The following is a 14,331-nucleotide window of genomic DNA, read 5'->3' as shown; positions in this document are numbered from 1 at the left end:
GTCATGACATGCAAAACGAAAAAGGATTTACATTGGTGGAAATGCTTATAGTACTGCTCGTCATTTCTGTATTGATGATTCTTATCGTTCCAAACTTGGCTGATAAGAATGATCGAGTACAAACGCAGGGCTGTGATGCTCTGGTGAAACTAGCCGAAAGCCAGGTGCAAACTTATAAGATTGATCACGGTACTGCACCTTCCCTCAGCCAGCTTGAGAACGGATATTTAACGGAGACAACATGCCAAGGAGGTACACGGACTTTGGTGATCGATGGAGGAAAGGTTTCTTTGACAGATGTTCCCAGATGACAAACAAAAAGGATTCAGCTTGCTTGAATTGATTGTCGTACTGGGCATGTCTTCCTTCTTGATCGCGCTCGGTACCGGGATTCATCAGCATCTGCTCGCAGAAGCAGAAGCAAATCAATTCAAGAAACGCTTGGAACAAGATATTCTTTATCTCCAGCAGTACACGCAGTTCGACAGGACAGCTAAACTTTATTTGGAAAATGACAGATATGAAATATATTCGAGTCACCTGAAGGAAGACTTGGTCGTCCGCAGCATACCAGATGGCTACTCAATAAAAATATCGCCAAATGCGATGACATTTTCCTTTTCCCCATCGGGTACTGCACTGGCACCTGGCAGTATGACGATCGAGACTCCAGTTGGAAGGGATAAACTTGTGTTTCCGCTCGGCAAAGGAAGGGGCTATTATGAAAACAATTCATGATCAGAATGGTTTTCTCCTTTTGGATGCTTTGGTAAGTTTTGCGCTGTTCCTGCTTGTTTGCGCGCTGCTGCTGCCTTTATGGACTGATATAAGACAAGAACAGCTCTTCCAGGAAAGAAAGGCTGCTTCCTACAGCATGCTGCAGAATGAACTGGCACAACCTGTACCGACGGCTCAGGATAGGAAGGAAGGGGAAATGATCATCAACTTACGATTCAGTATTGAGAATGGGTTGAAGAAAGGCTGCCTGGACATGAAGGGATATGGACGAGAGGAGAAACGTTGCTTGTATGCATTTTTCGAATGAAAAAGGTTTCACGCTTCTTGAGGCATTGATAACACTGAGCATATTGATATTGATCCTTGCAACCATCCCGCCCCTTTTTGCACCTCTGACAAAAAGTATGGACACGGAAGCATCATCAGTCAGGCAAGCCCTCCACTTCATAACAATGGAAGTTCATAAAGGAACTTCTGTAAGAGTCGAAGACGATAGGCTTTTGATACAGAACCAACAAGGAAGAACAGCTGTCTTTGAACAGTATAAAGACATGATCCGCAGACGAGTGAATGAAAAAGGGCATGAGATCTATCTTCATCATATCAACGATTTGACCATCTCTTCAGATGAATTTACCATCGTTGTAACTGTAAAAGGAAAACGAGGAGCAACATATGAAAAACGAATCGCTCTGCAATGAAAAAGGGTTCCTGCACCCTTTCCTATTATTCCTGACCGCTTTTTTCCTGCTTCTGCTCACATCGGGCACGAAGCTGCTTGCTAACCAGGTACAATCCACGGACCTTTTGTTCGAGCAGTACAAAATTGAACAAGCCGCATCGATTGCATCTAAAACCTTCGAACAACACCATCTCCCCCAGTTGGATGAGAAAGAATCCGTTTTCAAAATAAAGAATCAAGCCGTGGATGCGGATATCACCATCACAAGGGAAGACGAGCAGATACTTGCGCAATACAGCATCAGTACCGATTACATGGAAAAGCCAATGACTTTTTATAAAACTTATCCTTCGAATGAATAAGATAGCCATTTTCGTACAAAATAGTCTATGTACGATGGGCTATAGCCAAGTGGTAAGGCAGCGGGTTTTGGTCCCGTTATCGTTGGTTCGAACCCAGCTAGCCCAGTAAAGCAAAAGATCCCGCCATATCAGCGGGATCTTTTCTTATGTAAGGAAAGGATTATTAGCCTTTTCTTCCCCTATTGTTGTTTTCGGACCATGTCCTGGATACACTTCATAATATTCCGGCAGTGATAATAACTCATTTGAAATGCTCTGCATCAGTGTAGGCAAGTCCCCACGGAATAAATCCGTTCGACCGATGCCGCGCTGGAATAATGCATCCCCGACAATGGCACTTTTTTCTTCATGGAAAACGAATGTTACACTTCCTGGTGAATGCCCAGGCGTGTGTCGAATCTCGAATGCAAATCGACCTATCGTCATTTCTCCTGTTTTCAAATTACCATCTGCCTCCCTGACAGTGAGTTGCTTCACCGGAAACATTTTTGAACCGTTTTTCCCGGGATCCCCCAGCCAGTCCGCTTCTTCTTCATGCAGGTAGACAGGGATGTGGTAAATATCCCTGGCGTCATCGACCGCGCCGATGTGATCAAAATGTGCGTGTGTCAAAAGGATGGCTTGCGGGCGCACTTCCTTTTGCTTGATCCACTCGATGAGTTTCACGCTGTCCCCGCCTGGATCGATGATCAGGCAGTCATTTTTCGATTCCACTATATAACAGTTCGTCCCCATGGGGCCGAGGCCCAATGTATGTATTTTCAACTTCTTCACCTTCTCCTTTCATGGACATGTATAAAGTCCGGCAAACAGATAGGTATGATAAACGGAAAATTTCGCCAAACTTCCTACTGCCAGTATAGCAGGAAACCAGACCATTTGCCCATGGAAGGAAGAGTAAGATCAGAAAAAGAACTTGAAACATATCTAAATTTCAGTCCTGAAAAACGAACGATGATTATAGGCATCGCTCCGTTGGAACACGCCGTTTTCCATGGGAAAGGCCTTAGCCTCCTCGTTGAAAAATCGCTATTGCGGGGTCTTCAACTCGCACAGTTCCCGCAGGACAAGGATTGATTAGACAGCCTTATCGCACAAAGAAAATGGCATGGTATTTTCGAGGAGCCTCCGCGTTCTGTCTACGCAAATGGGAGTGTTGCGCGAAATTAGCGTAGTGCATTTCCGGAGCGAAAGCATAGCTTTTTATCACTTCACTAAAATGTAAAAAACCAGACAATACCCCAACAATTCACGGTTTTGTCTGGTTTTTTGTAGTGCTTAAAGGCTTTTATCCCAGCCCTTTTTTCAGCTTGCTTTTTCTTTACCTTCTTGAAAATCATAAAAACGGAGTAAATCGCCATAAATCAGCCGGTCGGAGTAGTTCAGTTCTTTATTCACTTGCTCTTGTATCGGTTCACAGACACTTTCGATCTGTTCACCGGTTTCCCCGGAAATCTCGGCTTCTTCTCCTTCTTGCTCATCGGCCGGTTCACCTGTCAGTCTGTCAAAGCACATATTATTGGTGAACACATAATCATCACTGATGAAATCCCCATTCCGCAATGCAATGTATTCCTTGCGATCTTCTGCGAAGACATCGTTACCGAATTGGATATCATGCTCTGCATCGATTCCCAATAGGCTGAGGATGGACGGTTTCACGTCAATCTGTCCGGTCACATTCTCCATCACCTGTCCGTTACCGTCTCCTGGAATGTGGATGAAAAATGGTACTCGCTGATTCTGGACTTGCTGGTATGGCGTGATATCTTTGCCTAAATACTGGCTCATGGCTTTATTATGGTACTCACTGATACCATAATGATCACCCATCATGACAATGATGCTATCTTCATATTCACCGGATTCTTTCAGCTGTTCGAAGAATTGCTGTACCGCCTCGTCTGTATAGCGGGCTGTCTGGAAATATTTATTCAAAGTCTGTGAATTGGAATCAAACTGATCGATTGTCGCTTCATCCTCCGGCAAATCGAATGGATGGTGATTTGTCAGTGTGATGAACTTTGAATAATATGGTTTATCCATTTCCTGCAGATAAGGAATGGATTGTTCAAAGAACGGCTTATCCATCAGTCCCCAGCCGACAGTATTTTGGTCTTCTCCCTCTGGGATGACGTCAAAGCTGTTTTCGTCATAAAAGGTATCGTAGCCTAAGCTATCGTACATGACATCCCGATTCCAGAAACTTGAATTGTTGGAATGGAAGACAGCTGTCGTGTAATCGTACTGTCCTAGGATTTCAGGTGTTCCGTTGTATTCATTTTGACCATGGGTGAAAAAGACGGCTCCGCGCGGAAGCGGATATAAGGAGTTTTCCACCAAAAATTCAGAATCGGATGTTTTCCCTTGCTCTGTCTGATGATAGAAATTCTCGAAATAATACGTATCTTTATCCTTAGTCAGACTGTTTAGGAATGGTGTAACTTCTTCCCCATTCAATTCATTATTGATCAAGAAACTTTGCATGGACTCAAGCGAAATGAAGATGACATTCTTTCCTTCTGCCTGCCCGAATTTTGCTGACTTCTCTGTTTTCACTTCTTCATTCACATAAGAAAGGATTTCCGGAAGTTCATTCCCATCTGCGAAAACGCGCTGTGCTTCCGTTTTGGACTGCATCACGGCATCATAGATGTGAAAGTTGAATATACCGACATTTTTAACGAGATATTCCCGGTCGAAACCACGTGTGAAAAGCTGTGGGCGTTCCGCTTCTGCCAAACCAATGTTTATTACAATGACTGCAGCGATGGCAGCCATGGTCGATACTTTCTTTCTGCGAAGATAATCTACCGTCATTGTTTCTTTGAAGCGGTAGCTGAGGAACCAGATGATAGCCATATCCAGGAACAGCAAAATGTCTGTCGGATAAATGAGGCTGAGAATACTGCCGCCAAGATCTGCGGCATTACTTCCTTGCATGAGGACCGGCACTGTAAGGAAATCACTGAAGTGACGGTAAAAAATCATGTTGATGTACAAGATGATAGAACCCACGAGGCTGATGAACCGGATATACCGCATCTGCCACTTACGGGCGAATAAGACACTGAGTCCAAAAGCCAAAAATGCACTGACAAACGGATTCAGCAGCAGGATGAATTCCTGCATTCCGTTATCCAAACTGATATTAAATAGAAAACGATATACGAAATACGTCTTCAGTCCAAACAAAACTGTCGCCAAAATATACAATGGTGCAGTGAATGTTCGTTTCAAGTAATAATCCTCCTCATTGTAGAACAAAGCGTAAAGCAGAAGGCAGCAACTTGCGCTGCTGCCATGCACGCATTTCTTTATTTTTCGTTTTCTTCCAAGTGCTGTTTGACCAGATAAGCCGCTCCGTATACACCTGCATCATTGCCCAGCTGCGCCGGCACAATCTCACATTCGTATGTCGTTCTGGCAAGCGCTGTTTGCTTGAACGCTTTCCGGATTGGATCCATCAATTTATCACCGGCTTTGGATACACCGCCCCCGATGATGATGCGTGATGGATTGGTCAAAATAGCTGCACTGGCCAAAACTTTTGCCAAGACACTGGTTGCTTTGTCAACAATGCGCTGTGCCTTTTCATCGCCTTCGCCGGCAAGCTCGAACACGTCTTTTGAAGAAACAAGGCCATTTTCAGCATAACGTTTGCCTAAGCCGCTTTCCGGATGCTGTGCAGCTGATTCTGCAGCCATTCGGCTGATTCCAGTAGCAGAAGAGATTGTCTCCAAACAACCTTTTCTCCCGCAATTGCATGATGCACCATCTTCTTCGACAGTGACATGACCGATTTCCCCGGCTGTGCCATTGATACCGTTGACGATGTGACCATTTGCAATGAGGCCAGCCCCGACTCCGGTTCCCAATGTGATGGCGATGATATTATCCTGCTGGGCTCCTGCGCCTTTCCAAACTTCCCCCAGTGCTGCCAGGTTTGCATCATTGTCGATGAAAACAGGCAGCCCAGATAATACACCTAGTTCGGCCGAGAGCGGGAAATCACGCCAGCCAACATTGACAGCTTCGGCAATGACGCCATTGCGAGGGACCACAAATCCCGGAGCCCCAACACCAATGCCTAGGACGCGCTCTTTCTCAATATTAAGTTCTGACAGCTTTTGTTCGATCGTTTCCCAAATTTGTTTTGGTATGTGCAGACCTTGTTCGAATTTATCTGTCCTGATTTCCCATTTTTCCACTATTTCGCTCGTATCATCGATGATTGCGAGCTTGATTGTTGTGCCTCCAATATCGACACCGACCAATAATCCATCCTTACTCATTGTTTCCCGCTCCTTCTCGACTATCCGATAAAGCACGCATCTCTTTTTTCAAAATCATTGTTGCTTGTCCATATTCCTGTAAGGACAATAGTTTATTATCGTACAGCTCCCGCAGCTCTTCTTGCATCATGCTCAAATCGAGCTTGCGGTCTCCGATGTATACAAAAATCCCATACGTCTTCAAAAGCTGCATTACATCATAAACCGTTTTCATCCGCATCACCTAACATATTATAACAACCTTTACCGAAAATTGAAAAGGATTTAAGGCTACGTTCACACCTTCTTAACAATACGCCTGATTGTAAAAAAAATAACCTGAAATCCGTTGACTTCAGGTTAAAATTTTACAATCAAATCATTTGGCTGTTCAAATATGCATCCAGTAAAGCATAAGTTGCTGTAAGTGCTTCTTCATGCGTTCTTTCAAATGCATGAGAAGCAGCGATGCCAGGACCGATCAAACCATGACGGATATCATATCCTGCACGAATCGCAGCACTTGCATCTGATCCATAATAAGGGTAGATGTCCAATTTATGCGACAAGTGATGATTTGCAGCCAGTTCCGCCAGCTGTTCCCTCAAAGCAAAATGATAAGGTCCGCTGGAGTCTTTCACACAAATGGACACGTCATATTCGGTTGTTGCTTGACCATCACCAATTGCGCCCATATCAACAGCGATATATTCCACCACTTCATCAGGAATGCTTGAATTTCCACCATAACCAATCTCTTCATTATTCGAAATGAGTATATGGGTTGTGTATGGCAATTGACGTTTATCTTGATTATAATCCCGAAGCAATTCGAGTAAGATGGCTACACTTGCTTTATCATCCAGATGCCTTGATTTAATGAAACCGGAAGGGGTCCGTTCAAAACGAGGATCGAATGATACGAAATCACCGACACGAATACCGAGTGCCTCTGTCTCTTCCCGGGAGCTTGTTCGTTCATCGATACGGACTTCGATATTCTTCTCATCCCGTTTCGCATCACCTGCGTCTTTGTATACATGTACAGATGTCTGGTGCATCAATATCGTGCCGCTATAAGCCTTTTCTTTGCTATGTATCGTACAATATTCCCCTTCGACACTGTTCCAGCGAAACCCGCCGATCATCGTCAGCGACAAAGTACCATCCGATTTGATACTTTTGACCATCGCTCCAAGCGTATCCACATGAGCAGTCAATAAACGGTGATGCGCTGTATCTTTTCCAGGTAAGGTGATCAGCAGGCTTCCTTTATTGGTAACTTTTGCTGGCAGCCCCATTGAACCGGCAAAGTTCTTGCAAAATGCTATCGCCTGATCCGTGTATCCTGATGGACTGGGTATGTGGACGAGCTTTTCCAATGTTTCTGCAATGCGGTCTATTTGTTTCATTCGTATCCCCTCTTTCATAACATATCGGTCTATTACATAGTATCAATAAGCAAGAGTTTGTCCACTAAGGAGGACAGTACATGCGAAAATGGCTGATAATTGCTTGTATCTTCTTTTTTATACTACTATGTTCCATATTTGCCATCAGAGCTCAGCAGCCCCAGCCTGTGATCCAGCACTTTCCCCTTGATGAGTCAGCTGCATTCACCGATACAGCCACTTCATTGAAAAAAGTGGATTTTCGGCGCATGCATTGGCGATTGGAAAGCATACTCAACAAAGATGCGTATTTACGCCAGGATGTTGGATTGCTTTATGAAAATGGCAAATTGATCGGCGTGATGAATAAATGGATGCATCCTGCCCGCCGGCTGACTCAAGAGAAAACACATATTTTACAGCCGAACAAGCAGCTTGATGCAGTATCGTTCCATTTTGCTGAACTTCATCAAAACGACATCACCAGCACGTTCAAACTGTCGGGTGTTCGTTCATACACTTCTGATAAGTACGAGCCTTTTTCCTTTCCAAAAAATGAAAAAGAACTGCAATCACGCCAAATTGCCAAAACCAATACGAATGAGACTCTGCAGCGCGTATGGTCGGATGCAAAACAGCAACTAGACATTCCTGCCAATCAATACACAGAAATACCGCTAACTGCTTTGCCGACTGCCGACTTATCGCAAATCATCGGTCTTGCAGATGACAAAAAGCGACAGGAAGTCATCAGCAGACTGTGGGAAGGGTTATACCGGAATTATATCGTGCCAGTCGCACCGGCAGTGGAAGAAGGCAATGTGGACAGTTATATCCCTTTACTGCTTTTCGATAAATCCGGCAACCATCTGCGTGTCATCTATCAAGATGAAACAGGTCAGAACAGAGAACTGCTGCAATATTATTGAGAGAGTTCCTTTGCAAGCTGTTCGTATTCCTGATTATCCGGTTCAAGCTCCGTCGCTCTGTGTGCGTGCTCTCTCGCTGTCTCATCCTCCCCAGCTGCATGAAGCACATCAGCGAGAATATAATGAGCCGTGCCATTATCTGGGGCTAGCTCGACGAGACGCTCCAAATCCTTGATGCTGTTATCCATCTCACCTGAATTGTAATAAGCAATGCCTCGATAAAATAATAATCCTGGTTCATTAGCTACCTCTGTATTTTCCAATGCCGCTGTCGCACGTGAAATGATGGCATCATCGTCTTTTTGCTGCACAGCTTCTTCTACGCTAAGCATTTGGCGAACCACCTCATTGACGGGACCAGTCAATCCGTACCAAGCGAGTGCGGCAATCAATATAGCTGTTAAAAGTAATCCACCCACACGAGCCGCTGCGTTTTTCTTGCCCGGCAAACCGACAAGCATTGTACTGGTAAAGCCACCGACCAGCCCTCCTAAATGGGCATACACATCGATAGCATGACTTGCTGAGAAACTGATTATCAAGTTAATAAGGAGAATGACAATCAACCCGTTACCGATTGTCCTCCAAAACAACTTAGGATATACAATACCAAAATAAAGCAATGCACCAAACAAACCGAAAATAGCACCAGAAGCCCCTGCACTTAAATTAAATGAAAAAGCAAAGCTTGCCAGTCCTCCAGCGGCACCGCCCAATATATATATCGATAAGAAACGACGCTGCCCGAAGATTTGCTCGGTGAGCGTTCCCAGATAATACAGCGACAGCATATTGGTCAACAAATGCAACGCACCGATATGCAGAAACATCGATGACACAATACGCCACCATTCATTTTCCAATAAAATATCCGGATTGCTTTTAGCACCGAGCTCAATAAGTACAGATGAATCACCAGAACCGCCAAGCAAGGTTTCCAGTAAAAACATCACAACACAAATTCCAATGAGCACATATACCAAATATGGCTTTTCACGATGAAAAACAGCTTGTTCGGCTTGCTGCTGTTTCACAAGCAAACTCCGCAATGTGCTTTTCTCCACTTCTAGTGCGTGCTCATCTGCTGTTGAAAGTGCCAATGTATCATCAATCTTCAAATGACGGAACAGCTTTTTCAATTCAGGATCATAAGCATCTTGATCCAAATAATAAAGCTGCATCGGAATCGGTCGCTTACTTTTAATGATCATCGGTTTTTTCAGCTTTGACCAACCATCTGCCGGTTCCAGTTCGCCAAAATAAACATTGTACATCCTTGTTTTCTTACTGAATAACCCTTTGTTCATATTTTGAATTTGATTTGCTGTCTTTAAAATATCCTGCTTCAAATGATTCGCCCAAGTAAATGTCTTACGTGACAACTTGACGATATGTGTTATTCCATCCTGTTTCTTTTCTAGCCAAGTTACGCGCAAGTCTTCTTCGGATCTAATGAATGTAAACCCATGAACGGCAAGCAATCGATTGATCGTCCGATAATATGCCGTTTCCTCGTTGTAGGACATACCTCTCCCCCTCTTGCCTACAGTTTATCAAAAAAGTCATGGAAAAACGCTCAGTTTACACTGAGCGTTTAAATAAAATTGGCAGCATACGGGAACGGATAGGCTCAATTCCCATTGAAAGACGGATCAATCCTTTTCGAAGAACCGTCACAGCTAAAATTGCATTCAACACCCTGTACCGCTCACGAATCAGAAATACAACGCTTGCGCTCAAAGTCAATGCAGTGATGATGGATTTCCACATCAGCATCCTTCCTTTCCTAAAGGGGTACCCATAGTTTAACCCGAAGCGGAATACTGCTATTCGGTTAAAAGAGAAAACCATCATCTGTCAATAAATGCTTGACTGGCAAATCATAAGGACCGATAGGCAAGGTGTGAATTATTTGCTGCTTGCTTGCAAGCGACAGCGTCTCATTAGGAAAATCGGACAAATAGCGATCGTAATAACCACCGCCATATCCGATGCGATAACCACTTTTGTCGTATAATATTCCAGGCACGATCAAAAGGTCGATCTCTTTCTTTGAGACAAGTGTGCAGCGGGCTGGGATAGGTTCTTTGATCCGTAGCGCACCGTCTGTCAATTGGTCATAGCTTTCAATATGATAAAATTTCATCCCCCTATTTTCAGTGATACGCGGAACACAAACCTTTTTCCCTTCCAACCAAGCCTGCTGAATCAGTTTGGTTGTATCCCATTCATGCGGAAGAGCCATTGTGAGACCTACGCTGGATGCCTCTTTCCAAATGGAAGAAGAAAAAAGATATGCCGCCAGCTGATGCTCGACTTTAAGCTTATCCGTTTGCGGCATTTCCTTCAGATGCCGAAGTCCCTCTTGCCGAAGTGTTTCTTTACCGTCCATCCAGCAACCTCCTATTATGCAAAAAAAACTCCCGCCGAATAGAGGGGGAGTTTTTTGGTCAAACTTATTTTGTTTCGCGGTGCAGCGTATACTTTTTCAAGCGTGGGCTATATTTTCTAAGCTCCATGCGTTCTGGATGTTTACGCTTATTTTTTGTTGTAATGTAGTTACGATCTCCTGTTTCTGTGCAGGCGAGAGTAATGTTTACACGCATGTATAATCCCTCCCAACAATCTTAAATAAGTGTATGAAAACTTAACGATCTTCAGACCATCTAATAATAGCAGAGATTTCTTAGGTAATCAACAGTTACGGGAAAGTATTTAAGAAGAAATATGAAAAATGTCGAAAACAGTTATATCCGCAAGCCTCTTGGTATGGTATAACTAGATTAGCAATATGTAGGAGGTTTATTAATCATGTTAATTGCTGCTATCACCTTTCTTGCAGCTGGAATCATATTATGGATTTTTTCTTTTTTCATGCAAGACAAATTCAAACAGATGGATCAGCAAATCGAACAATTGACTCTGTCCACCATGCAGGAAACATACACATTGAATAAAAAAGTCAAAATCCTGGAAGAAGAGCTGCTTCCGTCATTGCAGCACGAGCCGAACACCAACAAAACTTCAAAAAAACCTGCTATATTCCAACAAATAGCACGTCTGCAGCAGCAAGGCTTTTCCATTAAAGAAATAGCCAAACAAACAAATATGGCAGAAGAAGACATTTATCGAATTGCCAAACAGGCAGGCGTTCAGTTATGAAACAAGTAGTCCAAGGCTTCGCTACCGCACTTCTGCTCGCCGGTGCACTCATGTTGTACTTTCATTTTTCCGAAGCTCCCCAGCCAGAAAAGATTGCTTCGGCATCAGCCGAAACACAGCCAGATACTGATGATATGAAAAAAGAGCTCGAAAAATCTGGTCTCCATGTTTTAAAACAAGAGGAATTCGACCAGTTGACAGAAAAGAAATCAGAACCTGCTGCCGTGAAGAATAAGGAAACAAAGAAGCAGGAACAAACATTCACACTTAAGCTTGTCAGCGGTATGACAAGTGATGACGTTGCTACAGCATTAGAGAAAGCGGAAATCATTGAAGATGGTGCTGCATTCCGTACTTATCTGGATGTAACAAAAGCCAGTAAAGCACTGCAAGTCGGTGATTATAAAGTGGATTCCCAAATGACGTACGAAGAAATCGCCAATCTGATGACAAAATAAGAGCAGCGGCATATGCCGCTGCTCTTATTTATTCAAATCGACAGCAGTTCCCTTAACTAAATAAAGTATGCTCTCTCCGATATTCGTGATATGATCCCCTACACGCTCCACGAAACGTCCAACAAACACGAGCTGCATTGTTTGCTGATGCTTCCCGGATTGTGCTTTACGTTCATCAAGCATATCACGGAACAACTCACCGTACATACTGTCCACCACGTTATCCAAATCAGCAAGTTTCTTCGCCTTGCTAACATCCTCCTCCTCGAAGGCCTGCACAGCGCTGTGAATCATCTTGCTGACCACTTCTTGCATATCCCGGATGGCAGGGGGAATGTCATAAGCGCTCAATACGTTCAATCGATTTACGCTTTTCGCAATGTTTTTTGCGTGATCACCCATACGTTCTAGATCGGAAGATACACGAAGGAAGGCTACCAGCCTGCGCAAATCGGTTGCAACAGGCTGCTGCATCGCAATCAATTGGATTGTAGCTTCGTTAATCTCCTGGTCGCGCTCATTTAAAAAATCATCATTCTCAATCACTTTATAAGCAAGATCACTGTCCCGCTCGTATAAAGCATCAATCGCTTGCTTTAACGCTGCGTCTACTTCATACGCAAAGGAAATAATTGATTTCTGGATTGCTTCCAAATCGGATGAAAATTGTTCTCTCGCTACCATAGGTTCTCCTCCAATACTGATTAACCGAAACGCCCGCTGATATAATCTTCCGTACGTTTGTCTTCCGGGTTAGAAAATATTTTTCCTGTTTCTGCTGTTTCCACGACACGGCCATGCAGGAAGAAAGCTGTTTTATCCGATATACGGGAAGCTTGCTGCATATTGTGTGTAACGATGACGATACAATATTTTTTCTTAAGTTCGGTCATAAGTTCTTCAATCTTCAATGTGGAAATTGGATCCAGTGCAGATGTCGGTTCATCCATCAACACGACATCCGGTTTCGTTGCGAGTGCACGAGCAATGCATAAGCGCTGCTGCTGCCCGCCGGACAATCCCATTGCAGAGGTCTTAAGACGGTCCTTCACTTCATCCCAAAGCGCAACGTCCTTCAAGGTTGTTTCCACGATTTCATCCAGTTCATCCTTTTTCTTGATTCCATGGATTTTCGGTCCGTAGACGATATTATCATAAATGGATTGTGGGAAAGGATTTCCTTTTTGGAATATCATACCCACTTTACGGCGCAAGTCAACCAAGTCAACTCTCGAATCAAGCAAGTTTTTATCTTTATAGTTTATTTCACCAGTCATCCGAACACCTGGTTCCATATTGATCATCAGATTTAGCGTCTTGATGAAGGTGGATTTACCGCAGCCCGATGGACCGATAATAGCATAAATCTCATTATTCAATGCCTCAAGATTAATGTCCTTCAATGCATGGAAGTCGTCATACCATAAGTTCAAATCATTTACTTGGAAAATTGTATCTTTTGCTGCTGCCACTTGCATAGCTGTCGTGCCTCCTACCCGAATCTACCGGAAATGTATTCTTCTGTTCTCGTTTCAGAAGGATTAGTGAAGATTTTCTTCGTATCGTCGTATTCCACGACATCCCCATTAAAGAAGAATGCAGTTTTGTCAGACACACGGGATGCCTGTGACATGTTATGTGTCACGATGACGATGCTGTAATCTTCTTTAAGCTGAAGAATAAGTTCTTCGATCTTAGAGTTGGATACTGGATCGAGTGCTGATGCCGGTTCATCCAATAACAGGATTTGCGGTTCCATTGCGAGCGTGCGAGCGATACATAGACGCTGCTGCTGTCCACCTGATAGTGACAAAGCGGACTGATGCAAGCGGTCCTTGACTTCGTCCCATAAAGCAGCTTTGCGCAGACTTTCTTCGACGATTTGGTCGAGGGCTTTCTTATTTTTTTGTCCGTTATATTTCAATGCATGTGTAATATTGTTGTAAATCGATTTAGGGAATGGATTCGGTTTCTGGAATACCATGCCGATTTCGGCACGCAATGCTACCACATTGATATCCTCACGAAGGATGTTGATGCCTTCATAAACGATTTCCCCTTCAGCCCGACTGGAAGGAATCAAGTCGTTCATCCTGTTGATGGAGCGGATAAACGTTGATTTACCACAGCCGGACGGGCCGATAAGAGCTGTTACAGCATTTTTCTCGATGCCCATATTTGCCCGTTTCACTGCTTCTTTCGTGCCATAAAATATACTAAGATCTTTTACATCAAGGACGACTTCCTTATTGGAGGTCACCGTTTCTGACCCAGCCATCTTGTTTGCTTTGTTTGTTTCTGTTGGTCTATCTGCTGTACGGTTCATATACAAGCT

Annotated in this window: 20 protein-coding genes and 1 tRNA gene; 9 read left to right on the top strand and 12 right to left on the bottom strand. The window is 43.8% G+C overall.

Annotation, left to right across the window (positions count from 1 at the left end; genetic code table 11):
* Positions 1 to 8 precede the first annotated feature (8 nt).
* The 6 genes from comGC to SFC66_RS07675 all read left to right on the top strand — a co-directional run bounded on the left by comGC (position 9) and on the right by SFC66_RS07675 (position 1,888).
* Positions 9 to 311: a competence type IV pilus major pilin ComGC gene (gene comGC / locus SFC66_RS07700; RefSeq protein ID WP_411218120.1), complete on the top strand. Its 303-nt coding sequence runs from the start codon at positions 9 to 11 to the stop codon at positions 309 to 311.
* Positions 298 to 738 carry a prepilin-type N-terminal cleavage/methylation domain-containing protein gene (locus tag SFC66_RS07695; RefSeq protein ID WP_411218119.1) on the top strand — a complete coding sequence of 147 codons (441 nt, stop codon included), beginning with the start codon at positions 298 to 300 and terminating at the stop codon, positions 736 to 738. Before comGC ends, SFC66_RS07695 begins: the two co-directional genes overlap by 14 nt.
* Complete coding sequence (locus SFC66_RS07690) at positions 722 to 1,045, top strand: hypothetical protein (RefSeq protein WP_411218118.1); 324 nt, start codon at positions 722 to 724, stop codon at positions 1,043 to 1,045. Before SFC66_RS07695 ends, SFC66_RS07690 begins: the two co-directional genes overlap by 17 nt.
* On the top strand, positions 1,029 to 1,439 hold the full coding sequence (gene comGF, locus SFC66_RS07685) for a competence type IV pilus minor pilin ComGF (protein WP_411218117.1): 411 nt from the start codon (positions 1,029 to 1,031) through the stop codon (positions 1,437 to 1,439). The genes SFC66_RS07690 and comGF overlap by 17 nt, the downstream gene beginning before the upstream one ends.
* Positions 1,414 to 1,782, top strand: coding sequence for a hypothetical protein (locus SFC66_RS07680; protein WP_411218116.1), 369 nt, complete (start codon positions 1,414 to 1,416; stop codon positions 1,780 to 1,782). Before comGF ends, SFC66_RS07680 begins: the two co-directional genes overlap by 26 nt.
* A gap of 35 nt (positions 1,783 to 1,817) precedes the next feature.
* A tRNA-Gln gene (locus tag SFC66_RS07675) sits at positions 1,818 to 1,888 on the top strand.
* A gap of 38 nt (positions 1,889 to 1,926) precedes the next feature.
* Here the strand turns inward: SFC66_RS07675 and SFC66_RS07670 are convergent.
* The 5 genes from SFC66_RS07670 to SFC66_RS07650 all read right to left on the bottom strand — a co-directional run bounded on the left by SFC66_RS07670 (position 1,927) and on the right by SFC66_RS07650 (position 7,468).
* The gene (locus SFC66_RS07670) at positions 1,927 to 2,556 is read right to left on the bottom strand and encodes an MBL fold metallo-hydrolase (protein WP_411218115.1); all 630 of its coding nucleotides are present in this window, start codon (positions 2,554 to 2,556) and stop codon (positions 1,927 to 1,929) included.
* 531 nt (positions 2,557 to 3,087) lie between these two features.
* Positions 3,088 to 5,022: an LTA synthase family protein gene (locus SFC66_RS07665; protein ID WP_411218114.1), complete on the bottom strand. Its 1,935-nt coding sequence runs from the start codon at positions 5,020 to 5,022 to the stop codon at positions 3,088 to 3,090.
* 77 nt (positions 5,023 to 5,099) lie between these two features.
* On the bottom strand, positions 5,100 to 6,077 hold the full coding sequence (locus SFC66_RS07660) for an ROK family glucokinase (RefSeq protein ID WP_411218113.1): 978 nt from the start codon (positions 6,075 to 6,077) through the stop codon (positions 5,100 to 5,102).
* Positions 6,070 to 6,291, bottom strand: a complete 222-nt coding sequence (locus tag SFC66_RS07655) for a YqgQ family protein (protein WP_411218112.1) — start codon at positions 6,289 to 6,291, stop codon at positions 6,070 to 6,072. Before SFC66_RS07655 ends, SFC66_RS07660 begins: the two co-directional genes overlap by 8 nt.
* Positions 6,292 to 6,430: 139 nt before the next feature.
* Positions 6,431 to 7,468 carry a M42 family metallopeptidase gene (locus tag SFC66_RS07650; protein WP_411218111.1) on the bottom strand — a complete coding sequence of 346 codons (1,038 nt, stop codon included), beginning with the start codon at positions 7,466 to 7,468 and terminating at the stop codon, positions 6,431 to 6,433.
* 80 nt (positions 7,469 to 7,548) lie between these two features.
* On the opposite strand from SFC66_RS07650, the gene SFC66_RS07645 reads away from it, so the two are divergent.
* Positions 7,549 to 8,376: a hypothetical protein gene (locus tag SFC66_RS07645; RefSeq protein ID WP_411218110.1), complete on the top strand. Its 828-nt coding sequence runs from the start codon at positions 7,549 to 7,551 to the stop codon at positions 8,374 to 8,376.
* Here the strand turns inward: SFC66_RS07645 and SFC66_RS07640 are convergent.
* The 4 genes from SFC66_RS07640 to rpmG form a co-directional block, all read right to left on the bottom strand.
* Positions 8,370 to 9,902 (bottom strand): rhomboid family intramembrane serine protease, encoded by a 1,533-nt coding sequence (locus SFC66_RS07640; RefSeq protein WP_411218109.1) that lies wholly within the window; start codon positions 9,900 to 9,902, stop codon positions 8,370 to 8,372. The genes SFC66_RS07645 and SFC66_RS07640 overlap by 7 nt on opposite strands.
* 55 nt (positions 9,903 to 9,957) lie before the next feature.
* Positions 9,958 to 10,146 carry a hypothetical protein gene (locus SFC66_RS07635; RefSeq protein ID WP_411218108.1) on the bottom strand — a complete coding sequence of 63 codons (189 nt, stop codon included), beginning with the start codon at positions 10,144 to 10,146 and terminating at the stop codon, positions 9,958 to 9,960.
* A gap of 64 nt (positions 10,147 to 10,210) precedes the next feature.
* The gene (locus SFC66_RS07630) at positions 10,211 to 10,768 is read right to left on the bottom strand and encodes a 5-formyltetrahydrofolate cyclo-ligase (protein ID WP_411218107.1); all 558 of its coding nucleotides are present in this window, start codon (positions 10,766 to 10,768) and stop codon (positions 10,211 to 10,213) included.
* 64 nt (positions 10,769 to 10,832) lie between these two features.
* The gene (gene rpmG, locus SFC66_RS07625; RefSeq protein ID WP_038561326.1) at positions 10,833 to 10,982 is read right to left on the bottom strand and encodes a 50S ribosomal protein L33; all 150 of its coding nucleotides are present in this window, start codon (positions 10,980 to 10,982) and stop codon (positions 10,833 to 10,835) included.
* 205 nt (positions 10,983 to 11,187) lie between these two features.
* Here rpmG and SFC66_RS07620 point away from each other — a divergent pair, with 205 nt between their 5' ends.
* Together SFC66_RS07620 and SFC66_RS07615 are read left to right on the top strand one after the other, a co-directional pair.
* Complete coding sequence (locus SFC66_RS07620) at positions 11,188 to 11,538, top strand: hypothetical protein (RefSeq protein WP_411218106.1); 351 nt, start codon at positions 11,188 to 11,190, stop codon at positions 11,536 to 11,538.
* The gene (locus SFC66_RS07615) at positions 11,535 to 11,996 is read left to right on the top strand and encodes an endolytic transglycosylase MltG (RefSeq protein WP_411218105.1); all 462 of its coding nucleotides are present in this window, start codon (positions 11,535 to 11,537) and stop codon (positions 11,994 to 11,996) included. Before SFC66_RS07620 ends, SFC66_RS07615 begins: the two co-directional genes overlap by 4 nt.
* A 24-nt stretch (positions 11,997 to 12,020) precedes the next feature.
* Here SFC66_RS07615 and phoU read toward each other — a convergent pair whose 3' ends face one another.
* The 3 genes from phoU to pstB (SFC66_RS07600) are packed head-to-tail and all read right to left on the bottom strand — an operon-like array spanning position 12,021 to position 14,274.
* Positions 12,021 to 12,680, bottom strand: coding sequence for a phosphate signaling complex protein PhoU (phoU, locus tag SFC66_RS07610; protein WP_411218104.1), 660 nt, complete (start codon positions 12,678 to 12,680; stop codon positions 12,021 to 12,023).
* Between the two features lie 20 nt (positions 12,681 to 12,700).
* On the bottom strand, positions 12,701 to 13,474 hold the full coding sequence (pstB, locus tag SFC66_RS07605) for a phosphate ABC transporter ATP-binding protein PstB (RefSeq protein WP_411218103.1): 774 nt from the start codon (positions 13,472 to 13,474) through the stop codon (positions 12,701 to 12,703).
* Between the two features lie 14 nt (positions 13,475 to 13,488).
* Positions 13,489 to 14,274, bottom strand: a complete 786-nt coding sequence (gene pstB, locus SFC66_RS07600; protein WP_411218710.1) for a phosphate ABC transporter ATP-binding protein PstB — start codon at positions 14,272 to 14,274, stop codon at positions 13,489 to 13,491.
* Positions 14,275 to 14,331: the final 57 nt, after the last annotated feature.

The sequence above is a fragment of the Terribacillus saccharophilus genome (assembly GCF_046592895.1).
GTDB lineage: Bacteria > Bacillota > Bacilli > Bacillales > Amphibacillaceae > Terribacillus > Terribacillus saccharophilus_D.
Note: the sequence above shows the minus strand (reverse complement) of the source record. Positions and strands in the feature narration are given on the sequence as shown.

Excerpts from the sequence above, each read along its gene's own strand:
- rpmG (WP_038561326.1), bottom strand. The coding sequence starts at position 10,982 with ATGCGTGTAAACATTACTCTCGCCTGCACAGAAACAGGAGATCGTAAC.
- SFC66_RS07620 (WP_411218106.1), top strand. The coding sequence starts at position 11,188 with ATGTTAATTGCTGCTATCACCTTTCTTGCAGCTGGAATCATATTATGG.
- SFC66_RS07650 (WP_411218111.1), bottom strand. The coding sequence starts at position 7,468 with ATGAAACAAATAGACCGCATTGCAGAAACATTGGAAAAGCTCGTCCAC.
- comGC (WP_411218120.1), top strand. The coding sequence starts at position 9 with ATGCAAAACGAAAAAGGATTTACATTGGTGGAAATGCTTATAGTACTG.
- SFC66_RS07645 (WP_411218110.1), top strand. The coding sequence starts at position 7,549 with ATGCGAAAATGGCTGATAATTGCTTGTATCTTCTTTTTTATACTACTA.
- SFC66_RS07640 (WP_411218109.1), bottom strand. The coding sequence starts at position 9,902 with ATGTCCTACAACGAGGAAACGGCATATTATCGGACGATCAATCGATTG.
- phoU (WP_411218104.1), bottom strand. The coding sequence starts at position 12,680 with ATGGTAGCGAGAGAACAATTTTCATCCGATTTGGAAGCAATCCAGAAA.
- SFC66_RS07635 (WP_411218108.1), bottom strand. The coding sequence starts at position 10,146 with ATGTGGAAATCCATCATCACTGCATTGACTTTGAGCGCAAGCGTTGTA.
- SFC66_RS07615 (WP_411218105.1), top strand. The coding sequence starts at position 11,535 with ATGAAACAAGTAGTCCAAGGCTTCGCTACCGCACTTCTGCTCGCCGGT.
- SFC66_RS07680 (WP_411218116.1), top strand. The coding sequence starts at position 1,414 with ATGAAAAACGAATCGCTCTGCAATGAAAAAGGGTTCCTGCACCCTTTC.
- SFC66_RS07695 (WP_411218119.1), top strand. The coding sequence starts at position 298 with ATGTTCCCAGATGACAAACAAAAAGGATTCAGCTTGCTTGAATTGATT.
- SFC66_RS07655 (WP_411218112.1), bottom strand. The coding sequence starts at position 6,291 with ATGAAAACGGTTTATGATGTAATGCAGCTTTTGAAGACGTATGGGATT.
- comGF (WP_411218117.1), top strand. The coding sequence starts at position 1,029 with ATGCATTTTTCGAATGAAAAAGGTTTCACGCTTCTTGAGGCATTGATA.
- pstB (WP_411218103.1), bottom strand. The coding sequence starts at position 13,474 with ATGCAAGTGGCAGCAGCAAAAGATACAATTTTCCAAGTAAATGATTTG.
- SFC66_RS07630 (WP_411218107.1), bottom strand. The coding sequence starts at position 10,768 with ATGGACGGTAAAGAAACACTTCGGCAAGAGGGACTTCGGCATCTGAAG.
- pstB (WP_411218710.1), bottom strand. The coding sequence starts at position 14,274 with ATGGCTGGGTCAGAAACGGTGACCTCCAATAAGGAAGTCGTCCTTGAT.
- SFC66_RS07660 (WP_411218113.1), bottom strand. The coding sequence starts at position 6,077 with ATGAGTAAGGATGGATTATTGGTCGGTGTCGATATTGGAGGCACAACA.
- SFC66_RS07690 (WP_411218118.1), top strand. The coding sequence starts at position 722 with ATGAAAACAATTCATGATCAGAATGGTTTTCTCCTTTTGGATGCTTTG.